This is a genomic window from Sandaracinus amylolyticus (assembly GCF_000737325.1).
Taxonomy (GTDB): Bacteria; Myxococcota_A; Polyangia; order Polyangiales; family Sandaracinaceae; genus Sandaracinus; species Sandaracinus amylolyticus.
In genome coordinates, this window is record NZ_CP011125.1 from 8,638,274 (window position 1) to 8,657,893 (window position 19,620).

Genomic DNA, 19,620 nt, shown 5'->3' on the forward strand with positions numbered 1-19,620 from the left:
CCAGCTGAACCGAGATTCACCCTCGCCTTCGGGAGAAGTCGCGCCATGGAGCAGACGCGCACCAACGGACACGCGAACGGCAGTCACGTCAACGGGCACGGGCAGTCGGTGGGCGCCTACGAGGGCGGGATCATCGAGAAGCGCAGCCCGGTCACCGGCGAGCGGCTCGGCGAGTTCCCCATCACGTCGCGCGAGGGCGTGATCTCCGCGGTCGCACGCGCGCGCGCCGCGTTCGCGAGCTGGCGCGAGACGAGCGTCGAGGCGCGCCTCGTCATCCTCGATCGCATCAAGGAGGTCGTGCGCACGCACGGCGAGGAGTACGCGCGCCGCATCTCCGAGGACACCGGCAAGCCGCTCGTCGACTCGCTGCTCACCGAGCTGATGAGCGTGCCGCTCTACATCGACTACTACCGGAAGCACGCGCCGAAGATCCTCGCGCGCAAGAAGGTCGCGACGCCGATCCTCTTCCCCGGCAAGACCAGCTACGTCGAGCACTTCCCGGTCGGCGTGGTCGGGATCATCTCGCCGTGGAACTTCCCCTTCCAGCTCTCGATGGTGCCCGTCGTGTCCGCGCTGATCGCGGGCAACACGGTGGTGCTCAAGCCGAGCGAGGTCACGCCGATCACCGGCGAGATCATCGCGGAGATCTTCCGCCGCATCGGCATCCCGAGCGGCGTGGTCGAGGTCGTCCAGGGCGACGGCACGACCGGCGCGGCGCTGGTCGAGGCGGAGGTCGACAAGATCTTCTTCACCGGCTCGGTCGCGACCGGGCGCAAGGTGATGCAGGCCGCGTCGAAGAAGCCGATCCCGGTCGAGCTCGAGCTCGGCGGCAAGGACGCGATGATCATCTGCGCCGACGCGAACCTCGAGCGCGCGGCGAAGGCAGCGGTCTGGGGCGGCTTGGTCAACTGCGGCCAGATGTGCGTCTCGATCGAGCGCATCCTGGTCGAGGCGCCGGTGCACGATCGCTTCGTCGAGCTGCTGCGCCGCGAGGTCGCGAAGGTGAAGGTCGGTGGGCCCGACGAGCACGCCGACATGGGCCCGATGACGTTCCCGAAGCAGATCGAGACCGTCGAGCGCCACGTGAAGGACGCGATCAGCAAGGGCGCGAAGGTGCTCTTCGGTGGCGAGCGCCTGCCGCGCCCCGGGCAGTTCTACGCGCCGACGGTGCTCACCGACGTGCGCCCGGAGATGGAGATCTACTCCGACGAGACGTTCGGCCCGGTGCTGCCGGTGGTGAAGGTGCGCGACGTCGACGAGGCGGTGCGCATGGCGAACGAGCACCAGTACGGGCTGGTCGGCAGCGTGTGGACGAAGAACGTCGAGAAGGGCCTCGCCATCGCGTCGCGCATGGAGTGCGGGCAGGTGACGGTCAACGACGTGATCGTGTCGGTGGGCAACCCCGCGCTGCCGTTCGGCGGCGTGAAGTCGAGCGGCTTCGGGCGCTACCACGGGCCCGAGGGGCTGCTCACGTTCACGCACCAGAAGGCGATCATGGTCGACCGCGGGTGGGCGAAGTCGGAGCCGTTCTGGTTCCCCTACGGCCGCAAGTACCCCGCGATGCGCGAGGTCTTCCACGGGCTGCTCAGTGGGAACATGGCGCGCGCGCTGGTCGGGATGGTGAAGCTGAAGAAGCTCGGAGACTGATCGCTCCGGATCTCGAGACGAGGAGGTCTCGGCGGGGGGCGGGTGGCGCTTCGGCCTGCATGGTCTCGCGCGCCTCGGTGGTGGTTGGATGGAGCGGCGGCTCGGTCCCGCGCGTCGCGCGGGATCGAGCGCGCCGCGGACGGCAGCGCGCTCCGCGCGGCTGGGGGCCGATTGGGAGGTGGCGAGGGGGGTGCTCGTGATCTCGAGGTGGCGCTCCGTCGCCGTTCTCGTCCTCGTGCGACGAGCGCGTGCTCGTGCACGGACGAGCGAGCGCTGGTCCGTCGATGGGATCGAAGAGGTCGTTCGATGGGCGCCGACCCTGCGATCGACCACCGCGAGCTCCCGTCCGCACCACCGCGGTGGTGGTCGTCGCACCACCGCGAGCCCATCACGCCACCACCGCGGCGGTGGTCACTGCACCACCGGCCGCCCATCGATCCACCACCGCCGCGGGATCGCGTGAATTGTCCGCGAAAACGCGTGCTCTCGCTGCGTGTTCGACGGTCAGCGGGGCGAAGATCGCGCGGAAGTGACCTCGCGCCAGCGCGGATCGGCGCGGAGCGGCGCGAGATCGTCGTCGGTCTCGAGCTTCGCGACGTCGTCGAAGCCCGCGTTCGTCGCGATGGCGAGCCAGTCGAGGCCTTGCGCGATGCGTCCGAGCCGCGCGCACGAGCACGCCGCGTTGTAGGCGTGGGTCGCGACGTGGAATCGGTTCCACGCGAGCTCGCTGACCGCGAGCGCGTGCTCGTAGTGCTCGGCGTAGAACAGCGCGGCGCTGATCGTGAGGTGCGCGTTGGTCGAGAGGCGCGCGCCGCGGAGGCTGCGGAGCATCACGACCGCGCGCTCGGGCTGGCGCGCGTCGACGTGCGCGGCCGCGAGCACGAGGCCCGGCAGATCACCCGGCGTGTCCTGCCACGCGCGCTCGAGCGCCTGCATGCCCTCGTCGTGTTTGCCCTCCGCGAGCAAGAGACGCGCGGCGAGGAGCGCGCTCGGACGGAAGCGCGCCGGCATGCGTCGCGCGACGCCGCTCGCCTCGCGCTCGCGGCCCGCCTCGAGGTGCGCCCACGCGATCGTCTCGAGCAGGCGCGCGCGCAAGGGCGCGCTCGCTTCGTCGTCGGGCGTGCGCTCGAGGATCGCGTCGCACGCGGCGATCGCGTCGTCCTCGCGGCCGCCGCGGATCGCGTCCCACGCGTCTTCGATCGCGCGCTCGACCGCGGGATCGATCGGGGCGCGCGCCGGGATCGAGCCATCGCCCTCGGGAGCCCCGAGCGCGCGCATCGAGTGCAGCCCCGCGAACAGCGCGATGAACGCGAGGCCGGGCACCGAGCACGTCATCGCGACGAGCGCCGCGATCACCGCGAGCGCGATCGACGCGTAGCGCGCGAGGCGGGGGCCCTGCGCGCCGAAGATCGAGGTGAGCGCGACCTCCATCACGTGGCCGCCGTCGAGCGGGAGGATCGGCAGCAGGTTCAGCGCGCCGTAGAAGAGGTTCACCAAGAGCGCCTGATCGACCGCGGTGTGCGCGAGCGAGCCGGGCTCGAACGCGCCCCATCGCGCGGCGATCGCGATCGGGAGCGCGAGCGCGAAGCCCGCCGTCGGGCCGGCGAGCGAGACCACCGCGCGCTTCCAGCCCGAGATGCGCGGCCCCTCGCCCCAGTGCGTGAGGCCGCCCATCGCCCAGAGCTCGATGCGCGGCGAGCGACCGAGCGCGCGCATCGCCCACGCGTGACCGAGCTCGTGCACGAGCACCGAGACGAGCACGATCGCGACCCACGTCGCGACGAGCGGCCACTCCCCCGCCTGCAGGTATGGCGACGCGAGCAGCGCCGCGACCATCCAGAACGCCGGCCGCACGAGCACCGGGACGCCGAAGAGCGAGAACCGCATCGCGAGCGCGATCCTAGCGAGGACCGTGTCGTCGTTCACGCGCCGCGTCGACGAACGTCGGGGGCCTACGACGCGCGCGGCGTTCCGGCGACAGCACGGCCGACCACGACCACGATCACGACCACGACCACGACCACGACCACGACCACGACCACGACCACGACCACGACCACGACCACGACCACGACCACGACCATGTCGGCGGCCTACGGCGCGCGTTCCGACGTGAACGTGATCGTGGTCGTGAGCGTGGTCGTGGACGGCCGCTCGACGGCCGCACGATCGACCATGTCGACGACCACGACCACGTCAGCGACCGACGACGCGCCCCGCGTTCCGACGTGACCGTGGTCGTGGTCGTGGACGGCCGCTCGACGGCCGCACGATCGACCACGTCGACGACCACGATCACGTCGGCGGCCTACGACGCGCGTTCCGACGTGAACGTGGTCGTGGTCGTGAGCGTGGTCGTGGACGGCCGCTCGACGGCCGCACGATCGACCACGCCGACGACCACGACGGCGGCCGACGACGCGCGCTCCGTCGTGAACGTGGTCGCGGACCGCCACGATCACGTCGGCGGCCGACGACGCGCTCCTGTCCGGGGCAGTCGCTCGGAGGTGGCTCGAACCCGACGCGATCGAGCGAGCACGCGAGGGTCGACGTCGCGCCGAGCTCGCTCGAATCCGTCCACCTCGGCGGACGCGAATTCGCTCACCATTTCCAGCGCTCAGCGCCGCGCGCGCGGTGCTCCCCGAGCGCCTGGCGCTCCGCGCGCAGGTGGGGTCGATCGATGCCGTCGTGGTCGGCGAGCGCCCAGCCGCGTCCCGGCCGGTCCCGACGAGACTGGGCGCGCGCGAGATCGCGATCGGACACGCCAGAACGCGACTTTGCACATCGCGGAGCGCGATCTCGGCGCGTGGGATCGCGATCTTGCGCGCGCGAGCTCGTGCTCGGTCTCGTCGGTGCGACACCTGGCGCGCACGTGAGACCGATCGCGCCCGTCGGATCACGACTGTGCGCGCGCCCGGCGTCACCACGACGCGTCAGCACGACCACGATCACGTCGGCGGGCTACGACGCGCGCCCAGCACGGTTGCGTGACGTGGGTCGGCGACGGGCTCTCACGGCGCGCGTAGCATCGCGCGGATGCAGTGGCGTCTCGCGTGGGTGTTGGTGACCGTGGCGCTCGTGGGGTGCGGGGACGACGACGGCGCGGTCGTCGACGCGGGCACGAGCGACGCCTGGGTCGATCCCGGCGAGGCGATCGCGCGGTTCGATCTCGGCGCGATCGGCGACGACTTCTTCGCGTTCCCCTTCCCGTCCGATCTGCGGCTCGAGGAGGACGGGACGCCGGACCTCGCGGGCTATCCGAACCCGCGCGGCGCCGACGTGGTGAACGATCTCTTGCCGCTCGCCGACGAGCGTCGCGGCTGGCCGGTGGTGCCGGTGGTGTACGCGCGGTTCTCGGCGCCGCTCGGGGCGCGATCGGCGGACGACGTGATCGCGGCGGAGCCCGATGTGCCGATCCTGCTCGTCGACGTCGATCGCGACTCGCCCGCGCGCGGGTCGCTCGTGCCGGTGGTCGCGGCGACGATGCCCGAGGACGGATCGACGGGCGCGCACCTGCTCGCGGTCTCGCCTCGGCCGGGGTTCGTGCTCGCGCCCGATCGCACGTACGCGGTGGTCGTGATGCGCACGCTCGGCGATGCGCTGGGGCGCCCGCTCGGAGTGCCCGACGCGCTCGCGGCGCTGGCGCGCGGTGAGACGCCCGATGCGCCGTGGGGCACTCGCGCCGCGGAGATCCACGCGCCGCTCTTCGAGACGCTGGCGACGATGAACGTCGACGCGGGCGACGTCGCGGCGGCGACGGTGCTGACGACCGGCGACGTGGTCGCGGACCTGCACGCGATGTCGGAGCGCGTGATCGCGGCGCACGACGTGACGCTCGAGTCGCTGGCGCTCGAGCGGACGTGGGATCGCTACTGCGAGCTGCGCGGGACGATCTCGATGCCGCAGATGCAGCGCGGCACGCCGCCGTTCGCGACCGAAGGAACGTTCGAGCTCGACGCGGAGGGAACGCCGATCGAGCAGCGACGCGAGACGGTGCCGGTGGTGATCACGATCCCGCGCGGCGCGATGCCGGCGGACGGATGGCCGCTGATGGTCTACTTCCACGGCTCGGGCGGGGTCGCGTCGCAGGTGGTCGATCGCGGGCCGCGGGTGGAAGGCGGCGAGCCCGCGGCAGGCGAGGGACCGGCCCACGTGATCGCGGCGCACGGCTTCGCGGCGGTGGGCGCGGCGCTGCCGCTGAGCCCGGATCGTCTGCCCGGCGCGGGCGACACCGCGTACCTGAACCTCGAGAACCTCGGCGCGTTCCGCGACACGTTCCGCCAGGGCGCGCTCGAGTCGCGCCTGCTCGTGGAGGCGATGACGCGCACGACGATCGCGCCCGAGGTGATCGCGTCGTGCGAGGGCGCGAGCGCGGGCGAGCATCGGTTCGACGGCGAGGCGTTCGTCGCGCTCGGTCAGTCGATGGGCGGGATGTACACGAACGTCGTGGGCGCGATCGAGCCGCGCTTCCGTGCGCTCGTGCCGACCGGCGCGGGCGGGTACTGGTCGTACTTCATCCTCGAGACGAGCCTCGTGCCGGGCGCGGCGGGGCTGCTGGGCGCGCTGCTCGGGGCGAACGGAAGGACGCTCACGCACCTGCACCCCGCGCTCTTCTTGCTGGAGCTCGCGTGGGAGCCGGCCGAGCCGCTGGTGTACATGCCGCGGCTGTCGCGGCGTCCGCTCGAGGGCGTGGCGTCGCGGCCGGTCTACGAGCCGGTGGGCGAAGGCGACTCGTACTTCCCGACGCGCGTGTACGACGCGGTCGCGCTCGCGTACGGGCACGCGCAGGCGGGCGACGTGGTGTGGAGCTCGATGCAGGACGCGCTCGCGCTCGACGGGCGCGAGGGCGTGCTCGGGTATCCGGTGCAGGGGAATCGAACGTCGGAGCGCGGCGACGCGTACACCGGCGTGGTCGTGCAGTACGCGGGCGACGGGTTCAGCGATCCCCACGACATCTTCGTGCAGCTCGAGGCGGTGCGGCACCAGTACGGGTGCTTCTTGCGCAGCGTGATCGAGGGGCGAGGCGGCGTGGTGATCGCGCCCGGCGCGAGCTGCGACTGAGCTGAGCGGAACAGCCGACCACGACCACGCTCACGACGACGAGGCCGGCTCTCGCGCGGCGCACGTGGTCGTGGTCGTCGACGTGGTCGTGGTCGGCCGTTTCGATCGGCGCAAACACGAACGGCCGACGCGATCGCGCCGGCCGTTCGTCGTGCATCGCGCGATCGGCGCTCAGCCCGGCGGGATCGGGGTCGGCGCCGCCATCGTCGCGGTGATCTGGTACTCGCCGCGCGCGCCCTGCGCGTCGTCGCGCACCATCAGCCCGCCCGCGTTGATCACGAGCGAGGGATCACGATCGTTGCCGCTCGTGTTCACGTCCGCGACCAGCGTGCCCGGCGGCCAGCTCGGATCGGTGCACGGATTGAAGCCGCCCTCGGCTTCGCCGTAGACGACGTGGCTCCCGCAGGTGACCTGCCAGCGGCAGTCGAAGCCGTACTGTGCGGCGTCGACCGCGGTCTGGGTGTACGTGCACTGCGTGCCCGCCGCGACGCCCGGGACGTTGCCGCTGACGAGCGCGACCGTCGCGACGCCGCTGCGCAGCACCGTGCCCGGCGTGCCACCACCGCCGACCGGCGGAGGGGGCGGCAGCGTCGGGCCCCCGCCGACCGGCGGCGGGAACGGCGGGACGACGCCGCCCGCGCCGAGCGTCGACGGAGTGACCGAGGGGTTCGTCGTGAGGCCGAGCGTGTACGACGCGCTCGCGCCCGCGGCGTAGGTGCCGACGAACACGTTGTAGCTGCCGGCCGCGAGGTTCGTGAGCGCGACCGCGGGGTTCAGACCGTCGCTGTCGTCGTTGCAGACGTACGTGCCGTCGGGCTGGCGCACGACGAGCGTGGTGTCCTGATCGGCGCGCACCAGCACGTTGAGCTGCGGCATCGGCCCGGTGATCTGCAGCGTGTGGCTCGGAATGATGCCGACGTGGCCGCGACACGTCGGGCTCAGCGTGCTCGCGTCGGTCGGGCCGCCCGCGCTGCCGGCGAGGATCATGGGGTCGGGCGCGAAGCCCGGGCCGATGCTCGTGGTCGGACCGGTGACCGTGAAGTTGCCGCCGCCGAAGCAGCAGCCGCCGAGCGCGACGAGCGCGGTGATCGCGACGAGACGTTTCATGAGTGGCTCTTCTCGCTCCTTCGGAGTTCCGGGACGCGACGGTATCACGAGGGGCGATGGCTCATGCGATGATGCCCGGTGATGTCGTCGCGGTGGCTGTGGGTGGGCGCGGTGGTGCTGGCGATCGGTTGCGCGAAGGCGGGGCCGATCCGCAATCCAGACGGCGGCGCGCGCGGCGCGGACGCGCAGCCACCCGAGCTCGACGCCTCGAGCAGCGACGCGAGCACGACGCCGATCGACGCGCAGACGGTCGAGCTCGACGCGTCGACGCCGCCGCCGATCGACGCGTGGGTGGCCCCTCCGATCGACGGAGGCCCGCCGCCCGGCACCGGCGCGTACCTCGATCGCTGCACCACCGACGCGCAGTGCGCGGACGGACGCTGCGTCGACGATCGCGGCGGAACGCGCTTCTGCACGCGTGCCTGCGCGAACCACCTGCAGTGCGCGCGCGAGCACCTCTGCGTCGGAGGCGTCTGCGTGCCCGACGACACCGGCGAGCCGTGCAACACCGCGACGCCGGGCACGTGCTCGACGACGCTGTGCCTCGGCGACGCATCGAGCGGTCAGTGCGTGCGCGACTGCGCGAGCGCCGCGGACTGTCCCGCCGGCCACGCGTGCACCACGTTCGACGGATCGGGGCGACGGGTGTGCATCGACGTGGAGCGCCCGTGCAACGCGGCATCGGAGTGTCGCACCGGGATCTGCATCCCGGGCATCGGGTGCACCGGGCAGTGCCGCAGCGCGGGCGACTGCCCGCGACGGTTCGGAGAGCTCGGCGTGCCTGCGTACACGTGCGGCACCGCGAGCGGCGTGACCGGGACGATCTGTCTGCCGCCCGACGACATCCTCGGCGACGATCCGATCGGCGCCTTCTGCGACGGCGAAGCGAGCCTCAACGCGTGCCGCAGCGGCGTGTGCGATCCCGGCGCGACGCCCGCCGCGATGTGCACGCAGTCGTGCACCGAGCAGGGCGGATGCGCGGTCGGGCTCGGCTGCGCGCCGACGCCGGCAGGCGACGTGTTCGTGTTCGCGTGTCAGCGCGCGGGCACGCGCGACATCGGCGCGGCGTGCGCGCGAGGCAGCGAGTGCCACAGCGCGCTGTGCGCGTCCGACGGCGGGTACTGCACGCGCCTGTGCGGCGACGGGACGTGCCCGACCGGCTGGTCGTGCGTGCCGGTCCCCGGTGTGCCCGACGTGGCGATCTGCCGGCGCCCTTGACCATCGTGGGCTAGCCTGCGCGCCCCGATTTCCAGGGTGAGCGATGCAGGCGTTCGGTGATGCGATGGCGCTCGGGTGCGCGCTCGCGTGGGCGCTCGCGGTGCTCGCGTTCCGTCGCGTGCAGGGCGTCGGATCGGCGGCGCTCAACCTGTTCAAGAACACGCTCGCGAGCGTGCTGCTCTTCGCGACGATGCTCGCGACCGGGCTGCGCTTCGATCTCGCGCGCGGGTGGAGCGATTGGGGCGCGCTCGCGCTGAGCGGCGTGCTGGGGCTCGCGGTGGCGGACACGCTCTTCCTCGCGGGGCTGCGACGGGTGGACGCGTCGATCGCGGCGGTCGCGGACTGCGCGTACGCGCCGACGGTGCTCGCGCTCTCGGTGCTCGCGCTCGGCGAGCCGATCACGACCGGCTTGTGGATCGGCGCGCCGCTCGTGGTGCTCGGGCTCGCGGTGGTCGGGTGGGAGCCGCGCGGCGAGGCGAAGCCGATCGATCGGCGCGGCCTCGTGCTGTGCGTCGCGGGGGTGATGACGACGGCGGTCGCGGTGGTGCTCGCGAAGCGCGCGCTCGATCGCAGCGAGCTGATCGAGGCGACGGCGGTGAGGCTCGTCGCGGGATCGATCGCGCTCTTCGCGTGGGAGACGATCGCGGGGCGGCGGCGCGAGGTGCTCGCGCTGTTCCGTGAGCGCGCGTCGTGGAAGTGGGCGGTGCCGGGCGCGGTGCTCGGCTCGTACGTCGCGATGATCCTGTGGCTCGGCGGGATGAAGTACGGCGCGGCGTCGCGCGCGGCGCTGCTGAACCAGAGCGGCGCGGTGTTCGTGCTCGTGCTCTCGCGGATGAGCGGCGAGGTGGTTCCGTCGCGGCGATGGATCGGCGCGGCGATCGCGATCGCGGGCGTCGCGGCGGTGCTGGCGTGGTGAGGAGCGGATGTCGAACGACGTGACCGTGAGGGCGGCGACGCCCGACGATGCGGGGACGATCCTGCGCTTCGTGCGCGCGCTCGCGGCGTACGAGCGCGAGCCGGACGCGGTGGAGGCGACCGAGGAGGTGCTGCGCGCGCAGCTCGCGTCGGAGCGCCCGCCCTTCGAGTGCTTCGTCGCGGAGATGAGCGGCGCGCCGGTCGGGTTCGCGCTGTTCTTCGCGACGTACTCGACGTGGCGCGCGAGCACCGGGATCCACCTCGAGGATCTCTGGGTCGAGCCCCACGCGCGGCGTCACGGCGTGGCGCTCGCGCTGATGCGCGCGATCGCGCGCTCGCTGATCGCGCGCGGAGGTGCGCGGCTCGAGTGGCGCGTGCTCGACTGGAACGAGCTCGCGCTCGGGTTCTACCGGCGGCTCGGAGCGAGCGCGCTCGGCGAGTGGGAGACGATGCGGCTCGACGGCGAAGCGCTCGCGCGGCTGGCGAACGGCTGAGGCCTGTCGCGCGCTGCTCCTCGCGCGGTACCATCCGACTCGTGCAGTGCCACCAGCCGCTCGTGCGAGCGTGCGCCCTCGTCGCCGCGCTCCTGACGCTGGGGGCCTGCTCCGATCGGACGTCGCTGCTGGTGCGCGTGACCTCGGATCTCGCAGTGCCGGGCGAGATCGACGCGCTCGAGATCGACGTGCGCGGCGGGCGCACCGGGGCGACGGTCGAGCGCGAGGTCGCGCTGCGCGACGGGTGGCCGCAGACGCTCTCGGTGCGGCCCGGCGAGATGGAGTCGGGCGAGGTCACGATCACCGTGACCGCGATGCGCGGCGGCGCGTTCGTGCTGCGTCGTGTGGTCGGCTCGGCGTTCGTCCCCGGCGTCGAGCGCGTGGTCGACGTGGAGCTCACGAGCGCGTGCCGCGAGGTGCGCTGCGACGAGGGCGTCGACTGCATCGACGGGCGCTGCGAGACGCCGACCCGCGACGGAGGCACGGGCGACGCGGGCCGCGGCGACGGGGGCATGCGCGACGCGGCGACGTGCGGCACCGACGGAGACTGCGACGACGCGGTCGGCTGCACGATCGATCGCTGCACCGACGGCGCGTGCGAGAACGTGCCCGACGACAGCACCTGCGCGGTCGGCGCGAGCTGCGATCCGCTCGAGGGATGCCCGCCGCGCGCGTGCACCGACGACGACGGGTGCGACGACGATCGCGCGTGCAATGGGCTCGAGCGCTGCGTCGACGGCGAGTGCGCGCTCGGCGCCGCGATCGACTGCGACGACGGCGACGCGTGCACCGACGACGCGTGCGACGAAGCGATGCGCGGCGAGTGCGTGCACCGCACCCGCGACGCCGACGGGGATCGCGCGGGCGACGCACGGTGCGCGGTGATCGGGGCGGTCCCCGCGAGCGACTGCGACGACACGAACCCCGAGGTGTTCCCCGGCGCGCCCGAGGTCTGCAACGGCATCGACGACGACTGCGAGGGCGGCTGCGACGAGTCGTTCACCTGCTGCCGCGGCGAGACCGGCACGTGCGACACGACGTGCGGCACGACCGGCACGCGGGTGTGCAGCGCGACGTGCGGCTGGTCGCTGTGCTCGCCGCCCGCCGAGACCTGCAACGCGATCGACGACGACTGCAACGGCGGCGTCGACGACGTGTTCGCGTGCGTGCGCGGCGCGACGCAGCCGTGCACGACGGCGTGCGGCTCGAGCGGAGCGCGCACCTGCGGCGACGACTGCACGTGGAGCGCGTGCGTCGCGCCGGACGACGTGTGCAACGGACGCGACGACGACTGCGACGCGAGCAGCGACGAGGGCTTCGAGTGCGTGTCGGGCACGACGGCCGCGTGCACCACGACGTGCGGCACGACGGGCTCGCGGGCATGCGACGCGAGCTGCGCGCTCGGCGCGTGCACCCCGCCGGCCGAGGGATGCAACGGCGTCGACGACGACTGCGACGGCGAGACCGACGAGACCGTCGAGTGCAGCGTGGGCGCGATGGAGGCGTGCACGACGAGCTGCGGATCGACCGGCTCGCGCGCGTGCAGCGCGAGCTGCACCTGGAGCGCGTGCACGCCTCCCGCGGAGAGCTGCAACGGCAACGACGACGACTGCGACGGACGCGTGGACGAGACGTTCACCTGCGTGCCCGGCGCGACCGGCACCTGCTCGACGGGATGCAGCACGACCGGAGCGCGCGTGTGCAGCGCGTCGTGCACCTGGGGCGCGTGCACGGCGCCCGTCGAGGCGTGCAACGGCGCCGACGACAACTGCGACACGCGATGCGACGAGACGTTCGCGTGCTGCGCGGGCAGCGCAGGGACGTGCACGACGTCGTGCGGCACCACGGGCTCGCGCACCTGCAGCGCATCGTGCGGATGGAGCACGTGCTCGCCGCCCGCCGAGAGCTGCAACGGCGTCGACGACGACTGCAACGGCGCGTGCGACGACGGCTTCACGTGCTGCGCGGGGCGCACCGGCGCGTGCACGACGTCGTGTGGCTCGACCGGCTCGCGCATGTGCGCGGGGGACTGCTCGTGGGGCGCGTGCGCCGCGCCGCCGGAAGCGTGTGGTGGCGGCGACGACGACTGCGACACGCGCGTCGACGAGGGCTTCGCGTGCTCGCCCGGCGCGACCGGTCCGTGCACCACGTCGTGCGGCACGTCGGGCACCCGCACCTGCGGCGGCGACTGCGCGTGGGGCTCGTGCACGCCGCCCGCCGAGGCGTGCAACGGCGTCGACGACGACTGCAACATGCTGACGGACGAGGGCTGCGGCGCGTGCGTCGGGTGCACCGGCGCGATCGCGGTGTCGGGCGCGGGTGGCCGCTACGACGTGATGCTCTCGTCGAGCAGCCACGCGGGCACCTGCGGCGGCGCGGGCGCGGAAGGCGTGCTCACGTTCACGCTCGCGAGCGCGAGCGACGTCTTCATCACGACGCACGCGTCGGCGGTCGACACCGTGCTCTACGTGCGCAACTGCTACTGCACCGGCGCCGAGCGCGCGTGCAACGACGACGCGGACGGGCGCACGTCGTCGGCGCTCCGCCTCACGAATCTGCCCGCGGGCACGTACCAGGTGTTCGTCGACACGCGGAGCGCCGCGAGCGGGACGATCCCGGTCGACGTGTACATCACGCCGCCGGGCACGCAGAGCGATCGCTGCGGCAATCCCACCGCGATCCCCGCGGGCGCGACCACGCTGAGCGGCGACACCTGCGCGTTCGGCGCGGACTACGTCAACGCGAGCGTCGCGGACTGCGACTACGTCGGCACCGGCGCGGCGCGCGAGCGCGTCTACTACTTCGTCGTGCCCGGGCCGACGAGCCGCACCGTCTCGTTCAGCGGGTGCACCGCGGGGACGAGCTTCGACTCGACGCTCTACGTCCGCTCGGTGTGCAGCGACGGATCGACGACCGCGCAGCGCATGTGCAACGACGACGGCTGCAGCGGGAACGGTTGCAGCGGCGGGCTGCGCTCGTCGATGTCGGCGACGCTCGCGCCGGGCCTCTACTACTTGTTCGTCGACGGCTACCAGAGCGGCGACTCGGACTGCCCGTGCGGCGCCTACTCGCTGTCGGTCGGCGGCCTGTGATCAGAACGCGAGCAGCGGCAGCGTGACGTTGCCGAGCGATCCGTCGCTCGGCCCTTCGCTCGCGACCGCGACCCCGACGCCGATGCCCACGCCGGCGCCGACCACCGCGACGCCGATCAGCGTCCAGAGCCACCACTCGCCTGTCACGTCGCCGCTCGCCGGCTCGACGTGATCGCGCGGCTCGTCCACCGTCGTCGTCGCGCGCGCGACCACGACCGGCGCGGCCGCGGGCACCTCGACGACCAGCGGCGCGTCGGGCGATCCGACGCGCGCGAGCACGTGCCCCGAGGGCGCGGCCGCCTCGATCCAGTACTCGATCGCCGCGGCGGCGTCGTCGCCGGGAAGCGCGATGCGGCCCGACGCGGCACCGTCGGCATCGAGCGCGAGCACGACGACGCTCGCGCGCGCTGCGCCACGCGCCCGGTGGGCGAGGCGGATCTCGTGCACCGCGTCCGCGTGGTCGACCACACGCGCGCCGATCTCGGCCGCGTCGTGTCGCGCCAGCACCGGCGGCACGTGCTCGATCGTGATCGCGAGCGGCGTCGCGGACTCCCGGGCGCGCGCGAACGCCGACTGCACCACCGGGCTCGCGTCGGGATCGGCGAGGCGGTGCGCGGGGTCGCGCGCATAGAGCGTCGCGAGCGTGTCGCGCGCCGCGATCTCGTCGCGCATCGCGAGGTGGATCGTCGCGAGCACCTCGAGCGCTTGGTTGCGCGTCGCGGCGTCGAGATCGGTGCGCGCGAGCAGCGCCTGCGCGGCGGGCAGCGCGGTGCGGTAGTTGGCGCGCAACGCGAGCTCGCGCACCTCGGCGAGCTGAGCGCTCGGTGGCGTCGCGTCCTGCGCATGCGCGAAGGGCGCCCACGCCGCCAGCATGACGATCACGGCGACGATCGAGCCTCGGTGAGACGCGCCGCGTGTCATCCGCGAAGCGTATCCGAAGTTGTGGTAGCTTTTCGACCAGGATGTCCTCTGCGGGGCCCAGGGGCAGCGGCGCCGACGGTGATCCGGCGCGCGCCGAGATCGACGAGGACGCGGACGCTCGGACCGAGGTGCGCAAGCCGCTCGGTCCCGCCGACGACGCGAGCCGCTCGACGCTCCCGCCGAAGCGCGCGATCCCGAGCCACGTGCTCGAGCACGCGCGCGTCGTGCAGGGCGCGCGGCGCTCCGATCCCTCCTCGCGACCGCCCCCGCCGCGACCCGTCGCGATCCCGCCGCCGCCTTCGCCGCTGCTCGCGAACGAGCTCGCACCGCGCGCGATCGAGTCGATCGACGACGCGGAGCACGCGCCGATCGGGACCGACTCGGTCGAGGTCCCGCTCGACGCCGAGCCCACGCCGCCTCCGACCTCCGGCGCACGACCGACCTCGCAGGGCCGCGGCTCGCTGCAGATGCCCGCGATCTGCACCTACGGGCGGTTCGACATCCTCGGGCGCGTCGCGTTCGGCGGCATGGCGGAGATCTTCCTCGGCCGCGAGACGACGAGCGTCGGAGCGACGCGCTTGCTCGCGATCAAGCGCATCCTCGCGCACGTCGCGGACGACCCGCGCTTCGTCGCGATGTTCCTCGACGAGGCGCGGCTCGCGATCCAGCTGACGCACCCGCAGATCTGTCACATCTACGAGTTCGGCGAGCTCGAGGGCACCTACTTCATCGCGATGGAGTGGATCCACGGCGCGCAGCTCGGGAAGCTGATCCGCAAGGCGCGCGGGCGCGGCGGCATCGCGCCCGAGCTCGGCGCGCGCATCGTCGCGTACGTCGCGGAGGCGCTGCACTACGCGCATCGCGCGCGCGACGCGAACGGAGAGCCGCTCGGGATCGTCCACCGCGACGTCAGCCCGCACAACGTGATGGTGAGCTTCGACGGGCAGGTGAAGCTGCTCGACTTCGGCATCGCGAAGGCCCAGTCGCACACCACGAAGACCCAAGCGGGCGTGGTGAAGGGCAAGTTCTCGTACATGTCGCCGCAGCAGTGCCTCGGGAAGCCGATCGACGCGCGCGCCGACGTGTTCGCGCTCGGCATCTGCCTCTACGAGACGCTCACCGGCGAGCCGCTCTATCACCGCGCGACCGAGTACGAGACGATGCGCGCCGTCATCGAAGATCCGGTGCCGTCGATCCGCACCGTGAACGCGGCGCTGCCGGCCGAGCTCGATGCGATCGTGCAGAAGGCCCTGCAGAAGGAGCCGCGCGATCGGTTCGCGACCGCGGGCGAGATGCAGGCGGCGCTCGAGGACTGGCTCGCGAAGATCGGCAAGGCGGTGACGACGGCGCGCATCGCGTCGCTGATGGAGCCGCTCTTCGAGGAGCAGATCCACGCGGGCCCGCTGGTCGACTCGACGCCCTTCGGAGAGAGCTTCCGGAAGCGGCCTTCGCCGATCGCGCAGCGTGTGTCGCCGCCGCAGGCCGGGGCGCGCGTCGAGGGCACGCCGATGCCGGCGACGATCGACGAGCCGAGCGCGACGCGCTCGCGCACCGCGTGGATCGCGAGCGCCGCGGCGGCCGCGGTGCTCGCGCTGATCGGCGCGGGGTGGATCGCGAGCAGCGCGACGTCGTCGCATCCCGCGGTGACGAGCGCGCCCGCGGCGGTGGTCGCGCCGCCCGAGGAGGTCGTGCCCACGATCGCGGCGCCGCCCGCAGCGACGAGCGGCCACCTGGTGCTGCGCGGCGCGCCCCCCGACGCGATCGTGCGCATCGGCGATCGCACGCTGCGCGCGGACGAGCTCGCCGCGCCGATCGAGCTGCCGGCGGGCGCGCATCTCGTGCACGCCGAGCGACCGGATCATCGATCGTACGACGTCGGGATCGACGTGCGGGCAGGCGAGTCGATCGAGGTCGAGCTCGCGTGGGCCCCGCTGCCGCGCGCCGCCGCGGAAGCGCGCGGGCCGGTCGCGCGCCCCGGGCACCTCTCGATCAACACGCGTCCGTGGTCGAAGGTCTACGTGGGCTCGCGCCTCCTCGGCACCACGCCGATCGGCGAAGCCAACGTCCCCTCGGGCACGGTGCGGCTGCGCATCGTCGATCGCGACGGGCGCACGTTCTCGCGCACGGTGCGCGTGCAGCCGGGCGGCGACGAGAGCGTGTTCTACGACCTCGACGAGTGAAGGCTGACGAAGGGCACGGCCATACACCGGGATCGCCTCGGGGGGGTCCCGCATGTCGTGGTCGTGTCGTGCTCGCGCCGCGAGCATGGTCGTCTCGTGCTTGCTCGCGGTCCTCGCGAGCGGCTGCACCTGCGGTGTGCCGATCGCGCCGCTCGAGGACGTGTACATCCCGTCGCTCGACGCCGGCGCGGACGCGCAGCTCGAGCGCCCCGACGGATCGACGTGCAGCGCGGAGACCGGCGAGGGCTGTCCCTGCGCGGCCGAGGGCGAGACGCGATCGTGCTCGACCGGCGGCGTCGGCGCGTGCGGCATGGGCACCCAGACGTGCGTCGTCACGTTCGAATTCCCGGTGTGGGGCGCGTGCGGCGACGTCGCCGAGCCGAGCGACGAGACGTGCAACGGCGTCGACGACGACTGCGACGGCACGCTCGACGAGGCGCTCGGCGAGCTCACGTGCGGCGAGGGCGCGTGCCGCACCACGGTGCCCGCGTGCGCGTCGGGCGTCGCGCAGGAATGCACGCCGCTCGCGGCGTTCGGCGAGGCGTGCAACGGCGCCGACGACGACTGCGACGGCGCGATCGACGAAGCGCTCGGCAGCTCGATCTGCGGGACCGGCGCGTGCGAGCGCGAGGTGGCGGCGTGCGCGGAAGGCGTCGTCGGCGTGTGCACGCCGGGCGCGCCGGCCGTCGAGTCGTGTGACGACGACGACGACGACTGCGACGGCATGATCGACGAAGGGCTCGGCACGATCGCGTGCGGCCGCGGCACGTGCGCGCGCACCGTCGCGGCGTGCGCCGACGGAACGCCGGGCGTGTGCATCCCCGGGACCGCCGGCAGCGAGACCTGCGACGGCGCCGACGACGACTGCGACGGGACGATCGACGAGGGCTTCGGCACCACGGTGTGCGGCGTCGGCGAGTGTCGCCGCGTCGTGCTCGCGTGCTCGGGCAGCGGTGGAGGCACGTGCACGCCGGGCACGCCGACCGCCGAGATCTGCAACGGCCTCGACGACGACTGCGACGGCACCGTCGACGACGGGATCGCGCCCGTGCGCTGCGGCGTCGGCGCGTGCGCGCGCATGCAGGCGGGCTGCGTCGGCGGCGTCCCCGCGACGTGCACGCCCGGCATGCCGAGCGCCGAGGCGTGCAACGGCGTCGACGACGACTGCGACGGCACGGTCGACGACGGCTTGCCCGAGCTCACTTGCGGCCTGGGCGCGTGCCGCCGCACCGCGACCGCGTGCACGAGCGGCAACCCCGGCACCTGCACGCCGGGCACGCCGGGCACCGAGGTCTGCGGCAACGGCGTCGACGACGACTGCGACGGCGCGGCCGACGAGCTCTGCGCGTGTGATCCCGCGGTCGATCGCGACTTCGACGGATCGAACGAGTGCCTCGACTGCGACGACGCGAACGGCGCGGTGCGCCCCGGTCGCGCCGAGCTCTGCAACGGCACCGACGACGACTGCGATCGACGCATCGACGAGGCGTTCGACGCCGATCGCGACACGTTCGGCACCTGCTCGAGCGATCCCACCCAGCGCGACTGCGACGACACGCGCGCGAGCGTGTACCCCGGCGCGCCCGAGCTCTGCGGCGCCGACGGGCGCGGCGACGGGATCGATCAGGACTGCGACGGATACCTCGACGAGCTGTGCAATCCGTGTGACCCGCGCGACGACGACGGCGACGGTCTGAGCGAGTGCGCGGGCGACTGCGACGACACGACCCCGAACGTCTCGCCGCGCGTCGCCGAGCGCTGCGACGGATCCGACACCGACTGCAATCGCTTCACCGTCGACAATTGCGGCGTGAGCGAGCCGTGCAACTTCTCGAGCGGCGCCGACGTCTGCGGCGACGATCTGCTCTGCGGATGCGTCGTGGGCGGCGGCGGGATGTGCACCGGCAACTACGTCTGCACGTCGTTCTGCGAGGGCAGCTACACCGGCGCGCTCGGCGCGGGCTGCACCGCGACGCAGACGTGCCGCTATCGCGTGACGATCACCGACAACCTGCACGGCTGCGCGGAGAGCACCGATCCGATCGGCACGCTGATGGGCGGCGCGGTGTGCAGCGGAGACGCGCAGTGCCGCAGCGGCGACTGCGATCGCTACTGCATCGGGCCGGGGTGCAACACGCAGCGCTGCGTCGACTACTGCACGCACCACGCGCCCGGGACGTCGGGCAGCTGCGCGAGCGGCACGGTCTGCGAGATCGTGTCGGTCGCGGGGACCTCGCCGCTGATGTACGCGCGCTGCGCGCTCGACGACAACGGCACCGGCACCACCGGCGCGGCGTGCGGTCGCGCGGGTCAGCCCGGGTGCATGTGGGGCGCGCAGAGCTGCGTCAGCGGCGTGTGCGCGCAGCCGTGCGCGGTCAACGCGCAGTGCCCGAGCGGCACGCACTGCTCGGTCCGCGGCAACGCGACGACGATCGGCACGTTCGGCAGCGACGCGCCCGCGGCGATCCGCGGGATGACCGCGGTCGAGACGGTGCCGGTCTGTCTCGCGAACACCGGCGCGGGCCTGCACAACCGCCAAGCAGGCGCGGCGTGCGCACAGAACGGCGACTGCGAGAGCCAGCTGTGCGAGCGCTCGCTCGGCGTGTGCATCGACCTCTGCACGAGCGACGACTCGTGCCCGACCGGCCTCGGATGCGAGCTCGCGTACCTGCGCACGCCGACCGGCGTCGTGTCGTCGCGCGTGTGCCTGTCGGCGAGCTACGACGGGCTCTTGAGCGCGCTCTGACGATCGCGGTTGGTCAAGTGTCCTTGACCAACCCGGTTTGTTGATCGCGGGCACGGACGTTGCGGAGACTGCAGCTCGGGGGAGCTGGAGGAACGATGGACTCACACACCGGCACGCACGCGCTCTGCACGAAGATCGCGATCGCCCTGACGTTCGCGCTCGGCTTCGCGCTCGTGCACGTGCCAGGACGTGCTGCGGCACAGGCACAGCCCGTGAACCCCGGGCAACAGATCGTGATC

The 19,620-nt window shown here is 73.1% G+C and carries 13 protein-coding genes; 8 read left to right on the forward strand and 5 right to left on the reverse strand.

The window, feature by feature from the left end; translation table 11 throughout:
* The first annotated feature begins 45 nt into the window (after window positions 1–45).
* A complete protein-coding gene (locus DB32_RS36360) occupies window positions 46–1,647 on the forward strand; it encodes an aldehyde dehydrogenase family protein (RefSeq protein ID WP_053237246.1) in 1,602 nt (533 codons plus the stop codon).
* Between the two features lie 504 nt (window positions 1,648–2,151).
* On the opposite strand, the gene DB32_RS36365 is transcribed toward DB32_RS36360, so the two are convergent.
* From DB32_RS36365 to DB32_RS48770, 3 genes are all read right to left on the reverse strand, one after another.
* A complete protein-coding gene (locus tag DB32_RS36365) occupies window positions 2,152–3,534 on the reverse strand; it encodes a site-2 protease family protein (protein WP_157069816.1) in 1,383 nt (460 codons plus the stop codon).
* A 65-nt stretch (window positions 3,535–3,599) separates the two neighbouring features.
* Window positions 3,600–3,731: a hypothetical protein gene (locus DB32_RS50100; protein ID WP_275935513.1), complete on the reverse strand. Its 132-nt coding sequence runs from the start codon at window positions 3,729–3,731 to the stop codon at window positions 3,600–3,602.
* 517 nt (window positions 3,732–4,248) lie between these two features.
* The gene (locus DB32_RS48770; protein WP_169791671.1) at window positions 4,249–4,410 is read right to left on the reverse strand and encodes a hypothetical protein; all 162 of its coding nucleotides are present in this window, start codon (window positions 4,408–4,410) and stop codon (window positions 4,249–4,251) included.
* 273 nt (window positions 4,411–4,683) lie between these two features.
* On the opposite strand from DB32_RS48770, the gene DB32_RS36370 reads away from it, so the two are divergent.
* Window positions 4,684–6,708 carry a hypothetical protein gene (locus DB32_RS36370; RefSeq protein ID WP_053237248.1) on the forward strand — a complete coding sequence of 675 codons (2,025 nt, stop codon included), beginning with the start codon at window positions 4,684–4,686 and terminating at the stop codon, window positions 6,706–6,708.
* Between the two features lie 171 nt (window positions 6,709–6,879).
* Here DB32_RS36370 and DB32_RS36375 read toward each other — a convergent pair whose 3' ends face one another.
* A complete protein-coding gene (locus tag DB32_RS36375) occupies window positions 6,880–7,815 on the reverse strand; it encodes a hypothetical protein (protein ID WP_053237249.1) in 936 nt (311 codons plus the stop codon).
* A gap of 81 nt (window positions 7,816–7,896) precedes the next feature.
* On the opposite strand from DB32_RS36375, the gene DB32_RS36380 reads away from it, so the two are divergent.
* From DB32_RS36380 to DB32_RS36395, 4 genes are read left to right on the forward strand one after another with little or no spacing between them, the layout of a single operon-like run.
* Window positions 7,897–9,033 (forward strand): hypothetical protein, encoded by a 1,137-nt coding sequence (locus DB32_RS36380; protein WP_053237250.1) that lies wholly within the window; start codon window positions 7,897–7,899, stop codon window positions 9,031–9,033.
* Window positions 9,034–9,076: 43 nt separating this feature from the next.
* Entirely contained in the window at window positions 9,077–9,949 is an 873-nt protein-coding gene (locus DB32_RS36385; RefSeq protein WP_053237251.1) for a DMT family transporter, read from the forward strand.
* A 7-nt stretch (window positions 9,950–9,956) separates the two neighbouring features.
* On the forward strand, window positions 9,957–10,442 hold the full coding sequence (locus tag DB32_RS36390; RefSeq protein ID WP_053237252.1) for a GNAT family N-acetyltransferase: 486 nt from the start codon (window positions 9,957–9,959) through the stop codon (window positions 10,440–10,442).
* Window positions 10,443–10,483: 41 nt separating this feature from the next.
* A complete protein-coding gene (locus DB32_RS36395; RefSeq protein WP_053237253.1) occupies window positions 10,484–13,534 on the forward strand; it encodes a putative metal-binding motif-containing protein in 3,051 nt (1,016 codons plus the stop codon).
* On the opposite strand, the gene DB32_RS36400 is transcribed toward DB32_RS36395, so the two are convergent.
* Window positions 13,535–14,416 carry a hypothetical protein gene (locus DB32_RS36400; protein ID WP_157069818.1) on the reverse strand — a complete coding sequence of 294 codons (882 nt, stop codon included), beginning with the start codon at window positions 14,414–14,416 and terminating at the stop codon, window positions 13,535–13,537.
* 80 nt (window positions 14,417–14,496) lie between these two features.
* On the opposite strand from DB32_RS36400, the gene DB32_RS36405 reads away from it, so the two are divergent.
* Entirely contained in the window at window positions 14,497–16,635 is a 2,139-nt protein-coding gene (locus tag DB32_RS36405) for a serine/threonine-protein kinase (RefSeq protein ID WP_053237255.1), read from the forward strand.
* A gap of 52 nt (window positions 16,636–16,687) precedes the next feature.
* A complete protein-coding gene (locus DB32_RS36410) occupies window positions 16,688–19,381 on the forward strand; it encodes a putative metal-binding motif-containing protein (protein ID WP_083458233.1) in 2,694 nt (897 codons plus the stop codon).
* Window positions 19,382–19,620: the final 239 nt, after the last annotated feature.

What these genes read in the sequence shown, in the direction of transcription:
- DB32_RS50100 (WP_275935513.1), bottom strand. Translation starts at nt 3,731, where the DNA reads ATGGTCGTGGTCGTGGTCGTGGTCGTGGTCGTGGTCGTGGTCGTGGTC.
- DB32_RS36410 (WP_083458233.1), top strand. Translation starts at nt 16,688, where the DNA reads ATGTCGTGGTCGTGTCGTGCTCGCGCCGCGAGCATGGTCGTCTCGTGC.
- DB32_RS36360 (WP_053237246.1), top strand. Translation starts at nt 46, where the DNA reads ATGGAGCAGACGCGCACCAACGGACACGCGAACGGCAGTCACGTCAAC.
- DB32_RS36380 (WP_053237250.1), top strand. Translation starts at nt 7,897, where the DNA reads ATGTCGTCGCGGTGGCTGTGGGTGGGCGCGGTGGTGCTGGCGATCGGT.
- DB32_RS36390 (WP_053237252.1), top strand. Translation starts at nt 9,957, where the DNA reads ATGTCGAACGACGTGACCGTGAGGGCGGCGACGCCCGACGATGCGGGG.
- DB32_RS36370 (WP_053237248.1), top strand. Translation starts at nt 4,684, where the DNA reads ATGCAGTGGCGTCTCGCGTGGGTGTTGGTGACCGTGGCGCTCGTGGGG.
- DB32_RS36365 (WP_157069816.1), bottom strand. Translation starts at nt 3,534, where the DNA reads ATGCGGTTCTCGCTCTTCGGCGTCCCGGTGCTCGTGCGGCCGGCGTTC.
- DB32_RS36375 (WP_053237249.1), bottom strand. Translation starts at nt 7,815, where the DNA reads ATGAAACGTCTCGTCGCGATCACCGCGCTCGTCGCGCTCGGCGGCTGC.
- DB32_RS36405 (WP_053237255.1), top strand. Translation starts at nt 14,497, where the DNA reads ATGTCCTCTGCGGGGCCCAGGGGCAGCGGCGCCGACGGTGATCCGGCG.
- DB32_RS36385 (WP_053237251.1), top strand. Translation starts at nt 9,077, where the DNA reads ATGCAGGCGTTCGGTGATGCGATGGCGCTCGGGTGCGCGCTCGCGTGG.